11 protein-coding genes and 1 pseudogene are annotated in these 17,136 nt (G+C 72.4%); 4 read left to right on the top strand and 8 right to left on the bottom strand.

Translation table 11 applies throughout. From position 1 onward, the window contains the following. Nucleotides 1-564: 564 nt before the first annotated feature. Nucleotides 565-1,113 (bottom strand): annotated as a pseudogene (locus AB0F18_RS08635) (hypothetical protein); the annotation flags it as partial. Between the two features lie 144 nt (nt 1,114-1,257). On the opposite strand from AB0F18_RS08635, the gene AB0F18_RS08630 reads away from it, so the two are divergent. Continuing rightward, nucleotides 1,258-2,820 carry a M4 family metallopeptidase gene (locus AB0F18_RS08630; protein ID WP_362056380.1) on the top strand — a complete coding sequence of 521 codons (1,563 nt, stop codon included), beginning with the start codon at nt 1,258-1,260 and terminating at the stop codon, nt 2,818-2,820. Between the two features lie 21 nt (nt 2,821-2,841). On the opposite strand, the gene AB0F18_RS08625 is transcribed toward AB0F18_RS08630, so the two are convergent. Together AB0F18_RS08625 and AB0F18_RS08620 are read right to left on the bottom strand one after the other, a co-directional pair. Next, the gene (locus AB0F18_RS08625; protein ID WP_362056379.1) at nt 2,842-3,756 is read right to left on the bottom strand and encodes a hypothetical protein; all 915 of its coding nucleotides are present in this window, start codon (nt 3,754-3,756) and stop codon (nt 2,842-2,844) included. An 81-nt stretch (nt 3,757-3,837) separates the two neighbouring features. Next, a complete protein-coding gene (locus tag AB0F18_RS08620) occupies nt 3,838-4,527 on the bottom strand; it encodes an HNH endonuclease family protein (RefSeq protein ID WP_362056377.1) in 690 nt (229 codons plus the stop codon). A 235-nt stretch (nt 4,528-4,762) separates the two neighbouring features. On the opposite strand from AB0F18_RS08620, the gene AB0F18_RS08615 reads away from it, so the two are divergent. Together AB0F18_RS08615 and pulA are read left to right on the top strand one after the other, a co-directional pair. Then, nucleotides 4,763-6,478, top strand: a complete 1,716-nt coding sequence (locus AB0F18_RS08615; RefSeq protein WP_362056375.1) for a carbohydrate-binding module family 20 domain-containing protein — start codon at nt 4,763-4,765, stop codon at nt 6,476-6,478. Between the two features lie 118 nt (nt 6,479-6,596). Next, nucleotides 6,597-11,969, top strand: coding sequence for a pullulanase-type alpha-1,6-glucosidase (gene pulA, locus AB0F18_RS08610; RefSeq protein WP_362056389.1), 5,373 nt, complete (start codon nt 6,597-6,599; stop codon nt 11,967-11,969). Between the two features lie 86 nt (nt 11,970-12,055). Here pulA and AB0F18_RS08605 read toward each other — a convergent pair whose 3' ends face one another. Further along, the gene (locus AB0F18_RS08605; RefSeq protein WP_362056373.1) at nt 12,056-12,637 is read right to left on the bottom strand and encodes a hypothetical protein; all 582 of its coding nucleotides are present in this window, start codon (nt 12,635-12,637) and stop codon (nt 12,056-12,058) included. A 171-nt stretch (nt 12,638-12,808) separates the two neighbouring features. Continuing rightward, on the bottom strand, nt 12,809-13,333 hold the full coding sequence (locus AB0F18_RS08600; RefSeq protein ID WP_362056371.1) for a GNAT family N-acetyltransferase: 525 nt from the start codon (nt 13,331-13,333) through the stop codon (nt 12,809-12,811). Nucleotides 13,334-13,504: 171 nt separating this feature from the next. On the opposite strand from AB0F18_RS08600, the gene AB0F18_RS08595 reads away from it, so the two are divergent. Further along, nucleotides 13,505-14,281 carry an SDR family oxidoreductase gene (locus tag AB0F18_RS08595; RefSeq protein ID WP_362056369.1) on the top strand — a complete coding sequence of 259 codons (777 nt, stop codon included), beginning with the start codon at nt 13,505-13,507 and terminating at the stop codon, nt 14,279-14,281. On the opposite strand, the gene AB0F18_RS08590 is transcribed toward AB0F18_RS08595, so the two are convergent. Genes AB0F18_RS08590 through AB0F18_RS08580 form a run of 3 tightly spaced genes read right to left on the bottom strand, consistent with a single transcriptional unit; the run spans nt 14,278 to nt 16,965 of the window. After that, nucleotides 14,278-14,991 (bottom strand): TetR/AcrR family transcriptional regulator, encoded by a 714-nt coding sequence (locus AB0F18_RS08590; RefSeq protein WP_362056367.1) that lies wholly within the window; start codon nt 14,989-14,991, stop codon nt 14,278-14,280. The two genes, AB0F18_RS08595 and AB0F18_RS08590, sit on opposite strands and share 4 nt — an antisense overlap. 37 nt (nt 14,992-15,028) lie before the next feature. Next, nucleotides 15,029-16,072 carry a PDR/VanB family oxidoreductase gene (locus AB0F18_RS08585; protein WP_362056365.1) on the bottom strand — a complete coding sequence of 348 codons (1,044 nt, stop codon included), beginning with the start codon at nt 16,070-16,072 and terminating at the stop codon, nt 15,029-15,031. After that, nucleotides 16,069-16,965 carry a metal-dependent hydrolase gene (locus AB0F18_RS08580; RefSeq protein WP_362056364.1) on the bottom strand — a complete coding sequence of 299 codons (897 nt, stop codon included), beginning with the start codon at nt 16,963-16,965 and terminating at the stop codon, nt 16,069-16,071. Before AB0F18_RS08580 ends, AB0F18_RS08585 begins: the two co-directional genes overlap by 4 nt. Between the last annotated feature and the right edge of the window lie 171 nt (nt 16,966-17,136).

Raw genomic sequence — 17,136 nt, 5'->3', positions numbered from 1 at the left:
GGCGCTCCCTTCGGTCGCGTCGCTTCGCGATGGCCTTCGGCCACCCTTGACAGCCCGTCCCGCCCCGGAAAAACGAGGACTGTCGGGAAGCCCCCAGAGGAACGGGCCGGTTGTTCCTTGGCCGATCGGCTCCCTCGGAGATGAGGCGGGTGGGGATGGGCCGGCAGACCGGGCATCCGGGGCCCATCCAGCCGGTCCGGGGCCGAGCCGCGCGCCAGATCGCTACGCGCTCCTCCTTGCTAGGCGTCCGGCCCCCGTCTCGGGCTGATACCCGCACCTCAGGACGATCAGAGGGGTCTCCGGGGCCGCCAGGCGCGGCAGATCGCTACGCGCTGCCCGGGTTTTGGCGTCTGCGGTCCGTCTGGGGCGTGTATGACCGTCACCCGTGTCGAGGAGTGGTCCGAGGTCTCGAAACCGAGCACGTCACGGGCGTAGCTGTGGGTGGTGCGGCTGGTCACGGGGGTACTCCCTACCGTCGTCAGCGGGTTGTGCGACGACGGTAGGGGTCGGTGTGGGCGGGCAGGGGCACAGTGTGTGCCCCCTGGCTTACGCGGTGAGGAGGCGGGCCTGGTCCCAGTAGCGCCATGCGGTGCCGGTTTCGCGGCGGCGGGCCGCCGTCAGGCCCGCCTCGACCGTCAGTGCGCCCGCGACCGCCCGTACGTCCGGGCTCGCGTCGGGGAGGAGGGGGGTCAGGTAGCGGAGGGTTTCGAGGTTGACGGCGTCGGCGGCCTGAGCGTCCCGGATCAGGTCGGGCAGCAACGCGCCCACGACCTCCCGGTGATGGGGGGCCGAGTGGCGGGCTGACCACGCGCGCGACAGGCGAGCGGTGAGGTGGGCGACCGGGGGCGCCTCGCGGGCGCTGCCGAGGTTCAGGGAGTTGAGGGCCTCGCGCACCTCGGCGAACCTGGCGTGTCCCGGGCCGGCGAAGAGGTCCGTGGGGAGGGACTGGTCACCCGTGAGCTCGGACAGGTTCCGGACACGGAGCACTTCGGCGACCCGGAGGACCAGCGGGAGGTGCGGGGTGCGGAGGCGGTCGGTCTCGACTGCCTTGACCCATGGCGCGGGCCGGTATCCGCCTCGGCGTAACTCCCTTTTCGGGTAAGCGGAATGCACCGTTTTCGTTCGGTGAGCGGACCCTGTCCTCCGCTCATCGGATAACGGCAGGTCAAATTCTTGTTGCGCACCTGTCACTTCGGCCATCTTCCTGGCACTCTCTCAGCCAGTCCCCCCACGGCTACCAAGGAGTGAGCTTCCCCCATGTCCTCATCCTTCACCCCCCGCACGCTGCGTACCGCCGCGATCGTCGCCTCGGCGGCCATGGTCGCCATCGCGGTGCAGACCGGGTCCGCCAGTGCGTCCGCCGAGCGTGAGGCGGGTGCCACCGCCCTCACGCTGTCGGCCGGGGCGCGTGCCCAGGCGATCGGCGAGGCGCAGAACGCGGCGGCCGACACCGCGCGGGCCATCGGCCTGGCCAACGAGGAGCGGCTCGTGGCCCGTGACGTGGTCAAGGACGCGGACGGTACCGTCCACACCCGTTACGAGCGCACCTACGCCGGACTGCCCGTCCTCGGCGGTGACCTGGTCGTCCACCAGAAGAAGGACGGCAGCCGCAAGACCGACAAGGCCGTCGAGGCGAAGATAGCCCCGTCCGGGGCCCGTTCCGCGCTGAAGGCGGCTCCCGCCGGAGCCCGGCAGGTCGTGTGGGCCGCCGACGGAAAGCCGGTCTTCGCCTACGAGGCCGTCATCACCGGCACCCAGGCCGACGGCACCCCCAGCGAGCGGCACGTCATCACCGACGCCGCCACCGGCGCCGAGCTCTACGCGTACGAGGCCATCGACACCGGCGTCGGCAACAGCGAGTACTCCGGCTCCGTGACCCTCAGCACCGCGCCGAGCGGGTCGGCGTTCAGCCTCACCGACACGGCGCGCGGCGGCCACAAGACGTACGACCTGAACGGCGGCACCTCCGGCACGGGCAGCCTCTTCACCGACGCGGACGACACCTGGGGCGACGGCACGCCGTCGAACCGCCAGACCGCCGCCGTCGACGCCCACTACGGTGCGGCGGTCACCTGGGACTTCTACAAGACCGAGCTCGGCCGCAACGGCATCGCCGGCGACGGCAAGGCCGCCTACTCCCGCGTCCACTACGGCAACGCCTACGTCAACGCCTTCTGGTCCGACAGCTGCTTCTGCATGACCTACGGAGACGGCCAGAACAACCAGAAGCCGCTGACCTCCCTGGACGTCGCCGGCCACGAGATGAGCCACGGCCTGACCGCCGCCACGGCCAAGCTCAACTACAGCCGCGAGTCCGGCGGTCTGAACGAGGCCACCAGCGACATCCTCGGCACCTCGGTGGAGTTCTTCGCCAACAACGCTGCGGACCCCGGTGACTACCTCATCGGCGAGAAGATCGACATCCGCGGCAACGGCACCCCGCTGCGCTACATGGACAAGCCCAGCAAGGACGGCGCCTCCGCCGACTACTGGTCCAAGACGGTGGGCCGGCTCGACGTCCACAACTCGTCGGGTGTCGCCAACCACTTCTTCTACCTGCTCTCCGAGGGCAGCGGGGCGAAGACGGTCAACGGCGTGGCGTACGACTCGCCCACGTACGACAGCTCCACCGTCGCGGGCATCGGCCGGACCAAGGCGTACAAGATCTGGTACAAGGCCCTCTCGACCTACATGACGTCGACCACCGACTACGCGGGCGCCCGTACGGCGACCCTGAAGGCGACGGCCGACCTGTACGGCTCGACGGGCGTCGAGTACCAGCAGGTGGCGGCCGCCTGGAAGGCCGTCAACGTCAACTGACGCTCCTGCCGGTCCGGGCCCTCAGGCCGTGAGGGCCCGGATCGGCATCACGATGTAGAGGGCGAGCAGGCCGACGCAGGCCGCGCCCAGCCACACGCCGTCGCCGACGCCGGACAGGTAGGGCAGCACGCCCGCCAATACCCCGGTGACGGCGGCGGCGTGCGCCGTCTGGGCGAGCGGTGACCACGCCAGCTCCTGCAGGCTTTCGGCCTCCGCCGCCACCGACACCGGCAGCATGCAGGCCAGTACGAGGAGCAGGCCGAACGCCCCCGGCGCCACCCCGTGCAGGGTGATCCCCCACCCGCGTTCCCGGTACCGGCCGAGCGGTTCGCCCGGCTCCAGCACGGCGCCCAACTCCGGTGCGGTGGGCGCCCAGAGCACCCGGACCCGGTCGTCCGGTTTCGGCTCGTCGCGTGTGTAGGCGTTCTCCGCCCGCACCTTTCCGCCTCCCGGCAGGGTCAGCCCGAGCGTGGCGTAGTAGCCCCTCACCTCGTCGTCGGAGCGGTCTTCCCGGAGGTGGGAGACCTCGGTCACCATGGCGGACGAATGGTCCGCTCCGGCTCGCAGCAGTGACTGGACCTGCTGTGACCCGTGTGCCCGGCCGAGCCCGGCCATTCCCGCGACGGCGACCACGAGCAGCAGCCATACGGCGGACTGCCGCAGGAACACCCACGCCGCGCTCTCGTATTCGTACGCCGCCAGCCGCCGCAGCAGCCCGGGCCGGCCCTTGCGCAGGGAAACCGGCTCCCGCGAACGCCGCGGCATCCACCAGTACGTCTCGTCGGACCACCACACCCAGAGTGCGACGACCCGTAGCCAGACCAGCCCGACCAGCAGCCGGCCCAGTCCCACCGACCCCGGCACGGGCAGCGGCACACGGTCCGCCAGCCCCACCGCCCACACGGCGAGCACCGCCGCCACCGTGAACGCGAGCACTCCCGATATCCGCACGGCCCAGGCCAGCACGATTCCCCCCGGTGATCGTCAGGGCTCGAGTATCGCCGGTGGGGATGCCGGTCAGTCGCAGGTGTTCAGCATCTCGATGAGCTTGGTGCGTTCGGTCGCCGTGATGCTGAGGCCGTACAGGCTCTTGATGTGCGTCCAGGCTCTGGAGTAGGTGCACCAGTAGAAGGTGTTGGGCGGGGCCCACTGGTCGGGGGCCTGGTCGCCCTTCGAGCGGTTGGACGTCGCGGAGACCGCGATGAGCTGGGAGTTGTCCAGGTCGTTCGCGAACCTCTTGCGCTTGGCCGTGTCCCAGGTGTCGGCGCCGGAGCGCCAGCCATTGGCCAGCGGGACCATGTGGTCGATGTCGATCTTGGAGGCCGAGTCGACGGTCCTGTCGTCGTACTCGCTGTACCAGGTGCCCGTGATGGCGCGGCAGGCCGAGTCCTGGGTCACCTCGTGGCCGTCACGGGAGAGGACGACCTCGCGGGTGTCGCACTCCCCGTACTGCTTCGCCCAGTGCGGGAACATGGCGCGGCTGTAGCCGGCCATGGAGTGCGGGGGCTCGACGGTGAGCCGGTCCAGTTCCGTGCGGACGATGTCGACGGCCGGGGGTTCGGGGAAGACCCGGCGGTGGAGGGCCGGGGCGGCCGCGGGGGGAGCGGCCGCGGCCGGGGCGGCGCCGTGGGCCGGGGTGGGGGCGAGGACGGGCAGGGCGGTCAGGGCGAGGGCGGACAGGCCGCGCGCCATCAGGTGCTTGATCACATGACGGGGTGTAGTGGGCGCGGCCCGGCCCGGGGCGGCGGCGGGGCCGGGTCTAGGCCGCCTGGACCGTCGGCTTCACCTGCAAAAACGACACTGCGCGGGGTCGGTGACGCGGCTTGGGCTGGTATGTCGGAAACAATTCTGCAATCTCTTGCGCAAGGTCTTGCAACACTCGGGGGCGCCCCCTACGGTCGCCTGCAACCCCCCACACCTCTCCCGCCAGGAGGTTCCCCGCATGTCCCGATCCGAGAGAGGGGCGAGGAGCGGCAGAGTCGCGTTCGCGGCCGCCGTCTTCGCCGCCTCCGCGCTCGCCCTTCAGGCCCCGCCCGCATCCGCCGCCCCGCCCGGCGACAAGGACGTCACCGCCGTCCTCTTCGAGTGGCGCTTCGACTCCGTGGCCAAGGCCTGCACCGACGGCCTCGGCCCCGCCGGCTACGGCTACGTCCAGGTCTCGCCTCCCCAGGAGCACATCCAGGGACCCCAGTGGTGGACCTCGTACCAGCCCGTCAGCTACAAGATCGCCGGACGGCTCGGGGACCGGGCCGCCTTCCAGCGGATGGTCGACACCTGCCACGCCGCCGGGGTCAAGGTCGTCGCCGACTCCGTCATCAACCACATGGCCGCGGGCGACGGCGTCGGTACCGGCGGGTCCGCGTATACGAAGTACGACTACCCCGGCGTCTACTCCGGCGCCGACCTGGACGACTGCCGGGCGACGATCTCCAACTACCAGGACCGCGCCAACGTCCAGAACTGCGAACTGGTCCAGCTCGCCGACCTGGACACCGGCGAGGAGCACGTGCGCGGCCGTATCGCCGCCTACCTCAACGACCTCCTCTCCCTCGGCGTCGACGGCTTCCGGATCGACGCGGCCAAGCACATGCCGGCCGCCGACCTCGCCAACATCAAGTCCCGCCTGACCAACCCCTCCGCCTACTGGAAGCAGGAAGCGATCAGCGGGGCCGGCGAGGCCGTGCAGCCCAGCGAGTACCTCGGCAACGGGGACGTGCAGGAGTTCCGTTACGCCCGGGACCTGAAGCGGGTCTTCCAGGGCGAGAAGCTCGCCTACCTCAAGAACTTCGGCGAGGGCTGGGGGTACATGCCCTCCGCCCAGTCCGCGGTCTTCGTCGACAACCACGACACCGAACGCGGCGGCGACACCCTCAACTACAAGGACGGGGCGAACTACACCCTCGCCAGCGTGTTCATGCTGGCCTGGCCCTACGGCTCCCCGGACGTGCACTCCGGATACGAGTGGACCGACAAGGACGCCGGCCCGCCCAACGGCGGCACGGTCAACGCCTGCTACACCGACGGCTGGAAGTGCCAGCACGCCTGGCCGGAGATCTCCTCCATGGTGGCCCTCCGCAACACCGCCCGCGGCCAGGGCGTCACCGACTGGTGGGACAACGGCGGCAACCAGGTCGCCTTCGGCCGCGGCGCCAAGGCGTACGTGGCCCTCAACCACGAGGGCTCGACCCTCACCCGCACCTTCCAGACCTCCCTCCCCGCCGGGGCCTACTGCGACGTGCAGAGCGGCCGCAGCGTGACCGTGGACACCGCCGGCCGGTTCACCGCCACCCTCACCCCCCAGACCGCCCTGGCCCTGCACGTCAACGCCCGTACCTGCACCGGCAGCGGGACGTCCCCCGCCACCACGGCCGGGGCCTCCTTCGCCGTCACCGCCACCACCGTCCCCGGCCAGAACGTCTACGTCAGCGGCGACCGCCCCGAGCTCGGCACCTGGAACACGGACGCGGCCCTCAAGCTCGACCCGGCCTCCTACCCCGTCTGGAAGCTCGACGTCACCCTCCCCGCCGGGACCACGTTCGCCTACAAGTACGTCCGCAAGGACGCCTCCGGGAACGTCACCTGGGAGAGCGGCGCCAACCGCTCCGCCACCGTCCCGGCCAACGGCAAGGTCACCCTGACCGACACCTGGCGCAACTGACCCCGCGCCCCACCGACCAGGGCCGCCCGGCACTCCTGACCCTGCCACGCCGGGCGGCCCTCACCTCCCGAGGAGAGACCCCTTGATACGCCCCGCAGCGGGGATCGTCGCCGCCACCCTGGCCGCGACCGTCCTGCCAGCCCTGCCCCACGGCGCGGCCGCGGCCACCCCGCCGGCCCCGCCCTCGGACGCGAAGCTCGCCGCCGAGCCCGCCCGCCACGACCTGACCCGCGAGCAGTTCTACTTCGTGCTCCCGGACCGCTTCGCGAACGGCGACCCGCGCAACGACACCGGCGGACTCACCGGCACCCGGCTGCAGACCGGCCTGGACCCGACGGACAAGGGCTTCTACCAGGGCGGGGACCTCAAGGGGATCACCGACCGGCTCGACTACATCAAGGGGCTCGGCACCACCGCCATCTGGCTGGCGCCGATCTTCAAGAACCAGCCCGTGCAAGGCAAGGGCGACGACGTCTCCGCCGGCTACCACGGCTACTGGATCACCGACTTCACCCAGGTCGACCCGCACTTCGGCACCAACGCCGACCTCGCCCGCCTCATCGACAAGGCGCACGGGAAGGGGATGAAGGTCTTCTTCGACGTCATCACCAACCACACCGCCGACGTCGTGGACTACCGCGAGGGGTCCCACGACTACCTCTCCAAGGGTGCCTTCCCCTACCTCACCAAGGACGGCGTCCCCTTCGACGACGCCGCCTACTCGGACGGCGGGAAGAAGTTCCCGGCGGTCGACGCCGCCCGCACCTTCCCCCGCACCCCGTTCGTCCCCGACGCGAAGAAGAACCTCAAGTCCCCGGCCTGGCTCAACGACCCGTCGATGTACCACAACCGGGGCGACTCCACCTTCGCCGGTGAATCCTCCGACCAGGGCGACTTCTTCGGCCTCGACGACCTCTGGACCGAGCGCCCCGAGGTCGTCAGCGGAATGGAGAAGATCTACGAGAAGTGGGTCCAGGACTTCGCCGTCGACGGCTTCCGCATCGACACCGTCAAGCACGTCGACATGGACTTCTGGACCCAGTGGGCCACCGCCCTCGACGCGTACGCGGCCAGGCGCGGCCGCAAGGACTTCTTCATGTTCGGCGAGGTCTACTCCGCCGACACCGCCGCCACCTCCCCGTACGTGACCCGCGGCCGCCTCGACGCCACCCTCGACTTCCCGCTCCAGGACGCGATCCGCGCGTACGCCTCCCAGGGCGCGCCCGCCGGCCGCCTCGCCGCCGTCCTCGGCGACGACTACCGGTACACCACCGACAAGGCCAACGCCTACGAGCAGGTCACCTTCCTCGGCAACCACGACATGGGCCGCTTCGGAGGCTTCCTGAAGCAGGACCGGCCCGGCGCCGGCGAGCCCGAACTGCTGGACCGCTACCGGCTCGCCAACGAGCTGATGTTCCTCTCCCGGGGCAACCCGGTCATCTACTCCGGCGACGAGCAGGGCTTCACCGGCGCCGGCGGCGACAAGGACGCCCGCCAGCCCCTCTTCGCCACCCGCGTCGCCGACTACCTCGACGACGACCAGCTCGGCACCGCCCGCACCCACGCCGGCGACGCCTACGACCCGCAGCACCCGCTCTACCGGCAGATCGGTGCTCTCTCGAAGCTGGTCAAGGACCACCCGGCCCTGCGCGACGGCATCCAGAGCGAACGCCTCTCCGACGGCAGCGTCTACGCCTTCGCCCGCACCGACGCCAAGACCCGCACCGAGTACCTGGTCGCCGCCAACAACGGCACCGAACCGAAGACCGTGCAGCTCGACGCCCCCGCCGGCGCCCGGTACCGCACCCTCCACGGCAGCCCCACCGGCACCGACCCCAACACGGTCTACGCCACCGGCCTGACCACCGCCTCCCCGGACGGAAAGCTCACCGTCACCGTCCCCGCCCTCGCCACCACCGTCCTCCAGGCCACCGCCCCCCTCCCCGCCCCCACCACCGGGCCCGCCCTCACCCTCAAGCCGCCGGCCCCCGGCGCCACCGGCACCGTCGAGCTCTCCGCCGACGTCACGCCGGGCGCCGGCCCCGGCGCCCTGACCCGGGTCGTCTTCGCCGCCCAGACCGGCACCGGCCCCTGGAAGGTCCTCGGCTCCGCCGACCACGCCCCCTACAAGGTCACCCAGCCCATCGCGGCCACCACCCCCGCCGGCACCCCCCTGCGCTACAAGGCCGTCGCCGTCGACGCGACCGGCCGCACCGCCTCCGCCCTCGCCGCCACCACCGCCGGACAGACCCCGCCGCCCACGCCCCCCACCGCCACCCAGCGCGACTACGCCGTCGTCCACTACAACCGCCCCGACGGGAACTACACCGACTGGCGCCTCTACGCATGGGGCGACCTCGCCGACGGGGAGGCCACGCCCTGGCCGGAGGGACACCCCTTCACCGGCCGCGACGCCTACGGCGCCTTCGCCTACGTCCGGCTCAAGCCCGGCGCCGCCACCCTCGGCTACCTCGTCATCGACAAGGACGGCACCAAGGACGTCGCGGCCGACCGCACCCTGGACCTGACCCGCACCGGCGAGGTCTGGCTGGAGCAGGGCAAGGAACCCGCCCGCACCGACCGCCCCGCCTACCCGCCCCAGGACCAGGCCAAGGCCGTCCTCCACTACAGCCGCCCCGACGGCGCCTACGACGGCTGGGGCCTGCACGTGTGGACCGGCGCCGCCACCCCCACCGACTGGTCCAAGCCCCTGCTCCCCACCCGCACCGACTCCTACGGCGCGGTCTACGAGGTCCCCCTCGCCCCCGGCGCGACCAGCCTGAACTACATCCTCCACAAGGGCGACGAGAAGGACCTCCCCGCCGACCAGTCCCTCGACCTCAAGGCCACCGGCCACGAGGTGTGGATGCTCGGCGGCCGCGAGAAGTACCTCCTCCCGCAGCCCGCCGGCTCCGGCGCCGCCCTCGACCTCACCAAGGCCCAGGCCGTCTGGATCGACCGCGACACCCTCGCCTGGAACGCCCCCGGCACCGCCGCCTCCGTCCAGCTCCTCGCCTCACGCGACGGCCGGATCACCGCCGACGGCGGCGTCCTGCACGAATCCGGCGCCCAGTGGCTGCGCCTCACCCGCTCCGCCCTCACCCCGGTCCAGAAGCAGAAGTTCCCGCACCTGGCCTCGTACACCGCCTTCACCGTCGACCCCCGCGACCGCGACCGGGTCCGCGAGGCCCTGCGCGGCCAGCTCGTCGCCAGTGCCCGCGCCGCCAACGGGGCCGTCCTCGCCGCCACCGGCGTCCAGCTCGCCGGCGTCCTCGACGACCTCTACGCCGCGAACGCCGCCGCCACCCCCCTCGGCCCCGTCTTCAAGGACGGCCGCCCCACCCTCTCCGTCTGGGCCCCCACCGCCCAGCAGGTCGCCCTCGAACTCGACGGCCGCACCGTCCCCATGCGCCGCGACGACACCACCGGCGTGTGGTCGGTGCGCGGCGAACGCTCCTGGACCGGCAAGCCCTACCGCTACGCCGTCACCGTCTGGGCGCCCAGCACCCGCCAGATCGTCCGCAACCTCGTCACCGACCCCTACTCCACCGCCCTGACCACCGACTCCACGTACAGCCTGGCCGTCGACCTGGCCGACCCCAAGCTCGCCCCGCCCGGCTGGAAGGACCTGCGCAAGCCCGCCCCCGTCCCCTTCGCGAGCGCCCAGATCCAGGAGCTGCACATCCGCGACTTCTCCATCGCGGACGCCACCAGCAGGCACCCCGGCCAGTACCTGGCCTTCACCGACACCGACTCCGCCGGCATGCGCCACCTGCGCGAACTGGCCGCCTCCGGCACCTCGTACGTCCACCTGCTCCCGGCCTTCGACTTCGGCAGCGTCCCGGAGAACCCGAAGGACCGCACCGCACCCGCCTGCGACCTGAAGGTCTACGCCCCCGACTCCGAGTCCCAGCAGGCCTGCGTGGCGGCCGCCGCCGCGAAGGACGGCTTCAACTGGGGCTACGACCCGCTGCACTACACCGTCCCGGAGGGCTCGTACGCCGGCGACCCGAACGGCACCGCCCGCACCGTGGAGTTCCGCAGGATGGTCCAGTCCCTCAACGGGGCGGGCCTGCGCACCGTGATGGACGTGGTCTACAACCACACCGTCGCCTCCGGGCAGGCCGACCAGTCCGTCCTCGACCGGATCGTCCCCGGCTACTACCAGCGCCTCCTCGCCGACGGCAGCGTCGCCACCTCCACCTGCTGCTCCAACACCGCGCCCGAGAACGCCATGATGGGCCGCCTCGTCGTGGACTCCGTCGTCACCTGGGCCAAGCAGTACAAGGTCGACGGCTTCCGCTTCGACCTGATGGGACACCACCCGAAGGCCAACATCCTCGCCGTCCGCAAGGCCCTCGACGAGCTGACCCCCGCCAAGGACGGGGTCGACGGGAAGAAGATCGTCCTCTACGGGGAGGGCTGGAACTTCGGCGAGGTCGCCGACGACGCCCGCTTCGTCCAGGCCACCCAGAAGAACATGGCCGGCACCGGCATCGCCACCTTCTCCGACCGGGCCCGCGACGCCGTCCGGGGCGGCGGCCCCTTCGACGAGGACCCGCGCGTCCAGGGCTTCGCCACCGGCCTGTTCACCGACCCGAACGGCTCCCCGGCCAACGGCACCCCCACCGAGCAGCGCGCCCGCCTGCTGCACGACCAGGACCTGCTCAAGGTCGGCCTGTCCGGCAACCTGGCCTCGTACGCCTTCACCGACTCCACCGGCCGCCGGACCAAGGGATCCGAGCTCGACTACAACGGCGCCCCGGCCGGCTACGCGGCCGCCCCCGGCGACGCCCTCGCCTACGCCGACGCCCACGACAACGAGTCCCTGTACGACGCCCTGACCTACAAGCTCCCCGCCGGCACCCCCACCGCCGACCGGGCCCGCATGCAGGTCCTCGCCCTGGCCACGGCCGCCCTCTCCCAGGGCCCGGCCCTCTCCCAGGCGGGCAGCGACCTGCTCCGCTCGAAGTCCCTGGACCGCAACTCCTTCGACAGCGGCGACTGGTTCAACGCCCTGCACTGGGACTGCCGCGACGGCAACGGCTTCGGCCGGGGCCTGCCGCCCGCCGCCGACAACCGCGCCAAGTGGCCCTACGCCAAGCCGCTGCTCACCGGCCCGGCGCCCGGCTGCGCGGAGATCGACGGAACCTCGGCCGCCTACCGCGACCTGCTGAAGATCCGTACGACCGAACCCGCCTTCGCCCTCACCACGGCCGAAGCGGTCCAGGAACGGCTGTCCTTCCCGCTCTCGGGCCGGGACGAGACCCCGGGCGTCCTCACCATGGTCCTCGGCGACCTGGTCGTGGTCTTCAACGCCACCCCCACCGCCCAGGCCCAGCGCGTCCCCGCCCTCGCCGGCACCGGCTACGCCCTGCACCCGCGCCAGGCGGGCGGCTCCGACCCGGCGGTCAAGGCGTCCGCGTACGACCGGGCGACGGGGGAGTTCACCACCCCGGCGCGCACGGTCGCGGTGTTCAAGCGCTCCTGACGCACACCCCGAGGGGGAGGTACCGGCCGCGGTCCGGTACCTCCCCCTCGGCGCGTTCTCCCTCAGACTCAGACTCAGACTCAGACTCAGACCCAGATACGGACGGCTTCCATCCGCCGGGACTGCCCGGTCGTGCCCACGTACACGGGGTTCCCGCCGGCCGCGCTCAGCCAGCCGTACTCCGCCACGTGCGCCTGCGCCGTCACACCGCCGCTGCCGACCTGGAGGCCCAGCGCCTCCATCCGCCGGGACTCCCCGGTGGTGCCCACCGTCACCGCCTTGCCGTCGGCGGCGCAACGCCAGCCCTGCCAGCCGATGTCGGCCAGGTGGGCGTTGGCACAGATCCCGCCCGTCCCGCTGGTCGCGACGGTCACGGCCTCCATCCGGCGGCCCTGCCCGGTGGTGCCGGCCACGGCGCCGTCGCACACCGCCGACTGCCAGCCGATGTCCTGCACGTGGGCCGCGTAGCAGACCACCCGCGCCGCCGGCGCCAGCGCGTGCTGCCGGGCGGCCGCCGCCTGGACCTCGGCGACCACCGAAGCCGGAGCCGCGGCCACCGCACCGCCCCCGGCCGGCGCCGACGGCCGCGCCTGGGCCCCGGCCGCCCCCGCGGCCCCCAGCACGCCCGCCAGCGCCAGCCCCAAGACGGCGCCCGTGGACCTGCTCATGGACTTCCTCATGGTGTTCCCCTCCTGGTACCGACTGGTCGAGACCATCAGTACCGGCGGGCCGAGAACCCCGGCAACCGGTCCCGGCGCGGACGGCCGAGAGCCGCCCCGGCATGGCGCGCACGGCGGGCTTGCGCCCCGGCCCCGCGCCGTGCCGTCGACGGCGGCCCCTCAGACGTCGAGGCGCCGCTCCAGCAGGATCACCCCGTACACCCGGCCGTCCGTACCCTGCTTCGACGGGAACTCGCCCACCACCCGGTAGCCCGCGCCCCGGTAGTACGCCAGCAGCCGCGGGTTCGTGGACACGCAGTCCAGCCGCGCCCGCTCCCGGCCCGTACGGGCGATCCGCCTCTCGGCGTGCTCCAGGATCCGCAGGCCCGTCCCCGGAGCGGCCGTCTCACGGTCCACCATCAGCCGGTGCACATAGCCCGCGACCGGCGGCTGGACCCCCCAGGCCTCCTCGTCGGACCACCACAGCTCGTACGCCCCGGCCACCTGCCCGTCGGGGTCCGCGGCGAGCCACACCTCCCCGTCGCGCATCTTCGCGCGGAAGTGCGCGGCGTCCTTCTCGCCCGGCTTCCACTGGTCGATGCCCTGCTTGCGCATCCACCGGGCGGCCTGGTCGTACAGCTTCACCAGGATTCCGGCGTCCTTCTCCTCGGCCGCCCGGAACACGATCCCGTCGTCAATGATCACGCGGGCATTATCGCCAGCAGCACGGCTGGTTCCCACCCGCCCCCACGCCCCGCCCCGACCAGACGAGCCGATCCGATGATCTCGTCGTCGGTCTTCACATACAGTGCGGACTTCGGATCTGCTCGGGACCGGTCGCGGGTCCGGCCGGGCAACACGGGGGGAGTGGTGATCGTGGGGGAACTGGACGGCAGGACCGCACTGGTGACGGGCGGCTCGCGCGGGATCGGGCGTGCGGTCGCGCTGCGGCTGGCCGCCGAGGGGGCCCTGGTCGCGGTCCACTACGGCGGCAACCACGCGGCGGCCGCGGAGACCGTGGCGCTGATCGCCGGGGCCGGTGGCCGGGCGTTCGCGGTGGAGGCCAGGTTCGGCGAGAGCGGTGCGGTGGACCGGCTGTTCGAGGGGCTCACCGCCGGGCTCGCGGACCACTCCGCGGACGGCCTGGACATCCTGGTCAACAACGCGGGCATCCACTCGGTCAGCTCGATCGGTCAGCTCACCGAGGAGGAGTTCGAGCGGCTCGTGGCAGTCAACGTGAGCACGCCGATCTTCGTGGTCCAGCGGGCGTTGCCGTTGCTGCGGGACGGCGGACGGATCGTCAACATGGGCTCGGCGGCCACCCGGATCGCGAACTCCCTCCAGATCGGCTACACCGTCACCAAGGCGGCGCTTGCTGCCCTGGGCCCGTCGCTGGCCAACGAGCTGGGCCGGCGCGGCATCACCGTGAACACGGTCCAGGCCGGGGTGGTGCTGACCGACATGACCGCCGGGTGGACCGGCGCTCCCGAGGCGATGGCCGGACTGGAGTCGATCACCGCGCTCGGCCGGATCGGCGTACCGGAAGACATCGCGGACGTGGTGGGCTTCCTGGCGGGCCCGCAGGGGCGCTGGGTGACCGGCCAGACCATCGACGCCTCCGGCGGCACCTACCTCGGCCCGATCACGGCCTAGTCCCGTTCGCCCTCGCGCGGCGCCGGCACCAGTGCCGCCAGCCGTCCGACCAGCTCCCCGAACGGCCCGTCGGCCGGTTCGCCCGCCAGGATCCGTACGAGGATCCCCGCCATCTCCGCGTCGTACGCCGCGCTCACGGCGGCCAGCGCGGCGAAGTCGTGCACCAGCTGCAGCTCCAGCTCGGCCCGCGGGATCCGCCGCCCGTCCAGCCACAGCAGCGCCGTCGACTCCGCGAGCGACACCCAGGACCGCACCACCAGCTCCAGCCGGGCCGGGGGCTGCTCCACGCCGATGTGCAGCAGGATCTGCTCGTACGCGGCCTGCCGCACCTCGTCGATCATCGCGTTGGCCCGGCTGCTGCCCGCCGCCGGTCCGCCGCGCAGCAACGCCGAGAAGCCCGGCCCGTGTTCGTCGACGAACGCGAAGTACCGGCCCATCACCCGCAGCAGGCGGGCCCCGAGCGGACCGTCGTGCGGTTCGACGAACCGCTCGGCCAGCTCGTCGGCGGCCCGCCGCAGCGCGGCCTCGTACAGGCTCAGCTTGCCCGGGAAGTAGTGGTAGACCAGCGGCCGGGATATGCCGGCCGCCGCCGCGATCTCGTCGATCGACACATCGTCGGGGGAGCGGTGGCTGAACAGCTCCAGGGCAACCCCGATCAGCTGCTGCCGCCGCTCCTCGACACCCATCCTGCGTCGTACCCCGGTCGTCATGCCGACACCCTACTTCGAGGGCGGGCGGGCCACTTGTTCAGAGGTCCAGCGTCAGCCGGTCCGAGGCGGCGCGGGAGACGCACAGCAGCATCGAGTCCGCGCGCTCCTCGTCGGTCAGGAGCTCGTCGCGGTGGTCGACGGTGCCCGCCAGCACCCGGTGCCGGCAGGTCCCGCAGAAGCCCTGCTCGCAGGAGTACGGGGTGTCGGGCAGGGCCCGGCGCACCGCGCTCAGGGCGGACTCGTCGGCCGCGACCTCGACCGTGCCGCCCGTGCGGGCGAGTTCGACGGTGAAGGCCTTCGCCGGGCCGGTCGCCGCCGCACCGAACCGTTCCAGGTGCACGGCCGACGGGTCGGGGGCCGCTTCCTTGACCGCGTCCATCAGCGGGTCCGGGCCGCAGCAGTACACCAGGGTGCCCGGCCGGATCCCGGCCAGCGGGGCCAGGTCGGGCAGGCCCGCCTCGTCCTGCGGGACGACCGTCACCCGGTCCCCGTACGCGGCGAGTTCGGGCAGGAACGGCATCGAGGCGCGCGAACGCCCCCCGTACAGCAGGGTCCAGTCGGCGCCCGCCGCCGTCGCCGCGCGGAGCATGGGCAGGACCGGGGTGATCCCGATGCCGCCCGCGACGAAGGCGTACGAGGGGGCGGGCAGCAGCTCGAACCGGTTGCGCGGCGCCCGCACCTCCAGTTCCGCCCCCTCCACCAGCTGGGCGTGCGCCTCGCGCGAGCCGCCCCGCCCGTCCTCGACCAGCCGGACCGCGATCGTGTAGCGGCCGGGCTCGGCCGGGTCCCCGCACAGCGAGTACTGCCGCACCAGCCCCGAGGGGAGCCGTACGTCCACGTGCGCGCCCGGGGTCCAGGACGGCAGCTCGTCCGACTCCAGCACCAGCCGCAGCACGCCCTCGGCCGGCTCCGTCCGCGAGACGATCAGGGTGCGCAGCCAGCGGCGCGGGGAGTGGCCCGATATCGGGGTCTCCAGGGCCGGGAGCGGCCACAGGGGGGAGCGGCCTATCCGCTTGCGCAGCGCGCGCCGGGTCAGGACGGCGGCCCCCGCCACCGCCGTGACGGCCAGGGCCCGCCTCACGGCCGCACCCCGCCGTTCGCACCGGGGGAGGAGGCCAGGTAGGCCTGTGCCTGGGCGGTGGAGCCCTCCTGGGAGGGGTGGTAGGTCCGGGAGAGGTAGGTCGGAACGGACCTCACCATCGCCCCGGTGGAGGGCAGGAGCCCCTTCCGCCCCGCGCGGTGGAACTGGCCGAGGGAGGCCTTGGCGCCGGGCAGCTGGGGGTCGTTCTCCAGGAAGAAGCGGGCGCCGCGCTGCCACAGGAACACCAGGGCGGCGAAGGCGGTGGCCCAGGTCCGGGCCCGGCGGCGGTAGTTGCCGTCCACGTGCATGAACAGGTCGAAGGCCACCGAGCGGTGCTCGACCTCCTCGGCGCCGTGCCAGCGCAGCAGGTCCAGCATCATCGGGTCGGCGCCCCGCCGGTCCAGCTCCTCCGCGTTGAGCACCCAGTTGCCGAGGAACGCCGTGTAGTGCTCGATGGCCGCGATCATCGCGACGCGCTCCATCAGCCACCACTTCCGGGCCCGGCCGGGCGGCAGGGTGCGGTCGCCGAGGAGCTTCTCGAAGAGCCAGTCGACCTGCGCGGTGTAGGGGGTCGGGTCCAGGCCGAGGCGCTTGAGGTGGGGGAGCACGTCGTCGTGCGCGGCGGCGTGCATGGCCTCCTGCCCGATGAACCCGACGACGTCCGCCCGCAGCCGCTCGTCCGTGATGTACGGGAGCACCTGCTTGTAGACGTGCACGAACCACCGCTCACCGGCGGGCAGCAGCAGGTGCAGCACGTTGATGGTGTGCCCGGCGAAGGGCTCGCCGGGCAGCCAGTGCAGCGGGGTGTCGTCCCAGGAGAAGGAGACGTTCCGCGCCTGGAGGTCTATGTGTTCCGACGCCACGGAGGCGGGCGCGAGCGGCGTATTAGACATGGCGTCAATGTACTGAGGGGTAAGACGCAGGGAAACCCCCCGGCACCCCGAAAATCCGCACCCGACACACGACGGCGCACCCCCCAGGGGCGCGGGGAACTGCGCGCTCAGCCACGAACCACCCGCACCCAACACCCGGCGGCTGCCCCCTCAGGGGCGCGGGGAACTGCG

Origin of the sequence: Streptomyces sp. NPDC029216 (assembly GCF_040648015.1) — a bacterium.
In the GTDB taxonomy this organism is placed as follows: Bacteria; Actinomycetota; Actinomycetes; order Streptomycetales; family Streptomycetaceae; genus Streptomyces.
Note: the sequence above shows the minus strand (reverse complement) of the source record. Positions and strands in the feature narration are given on the sequence as shown.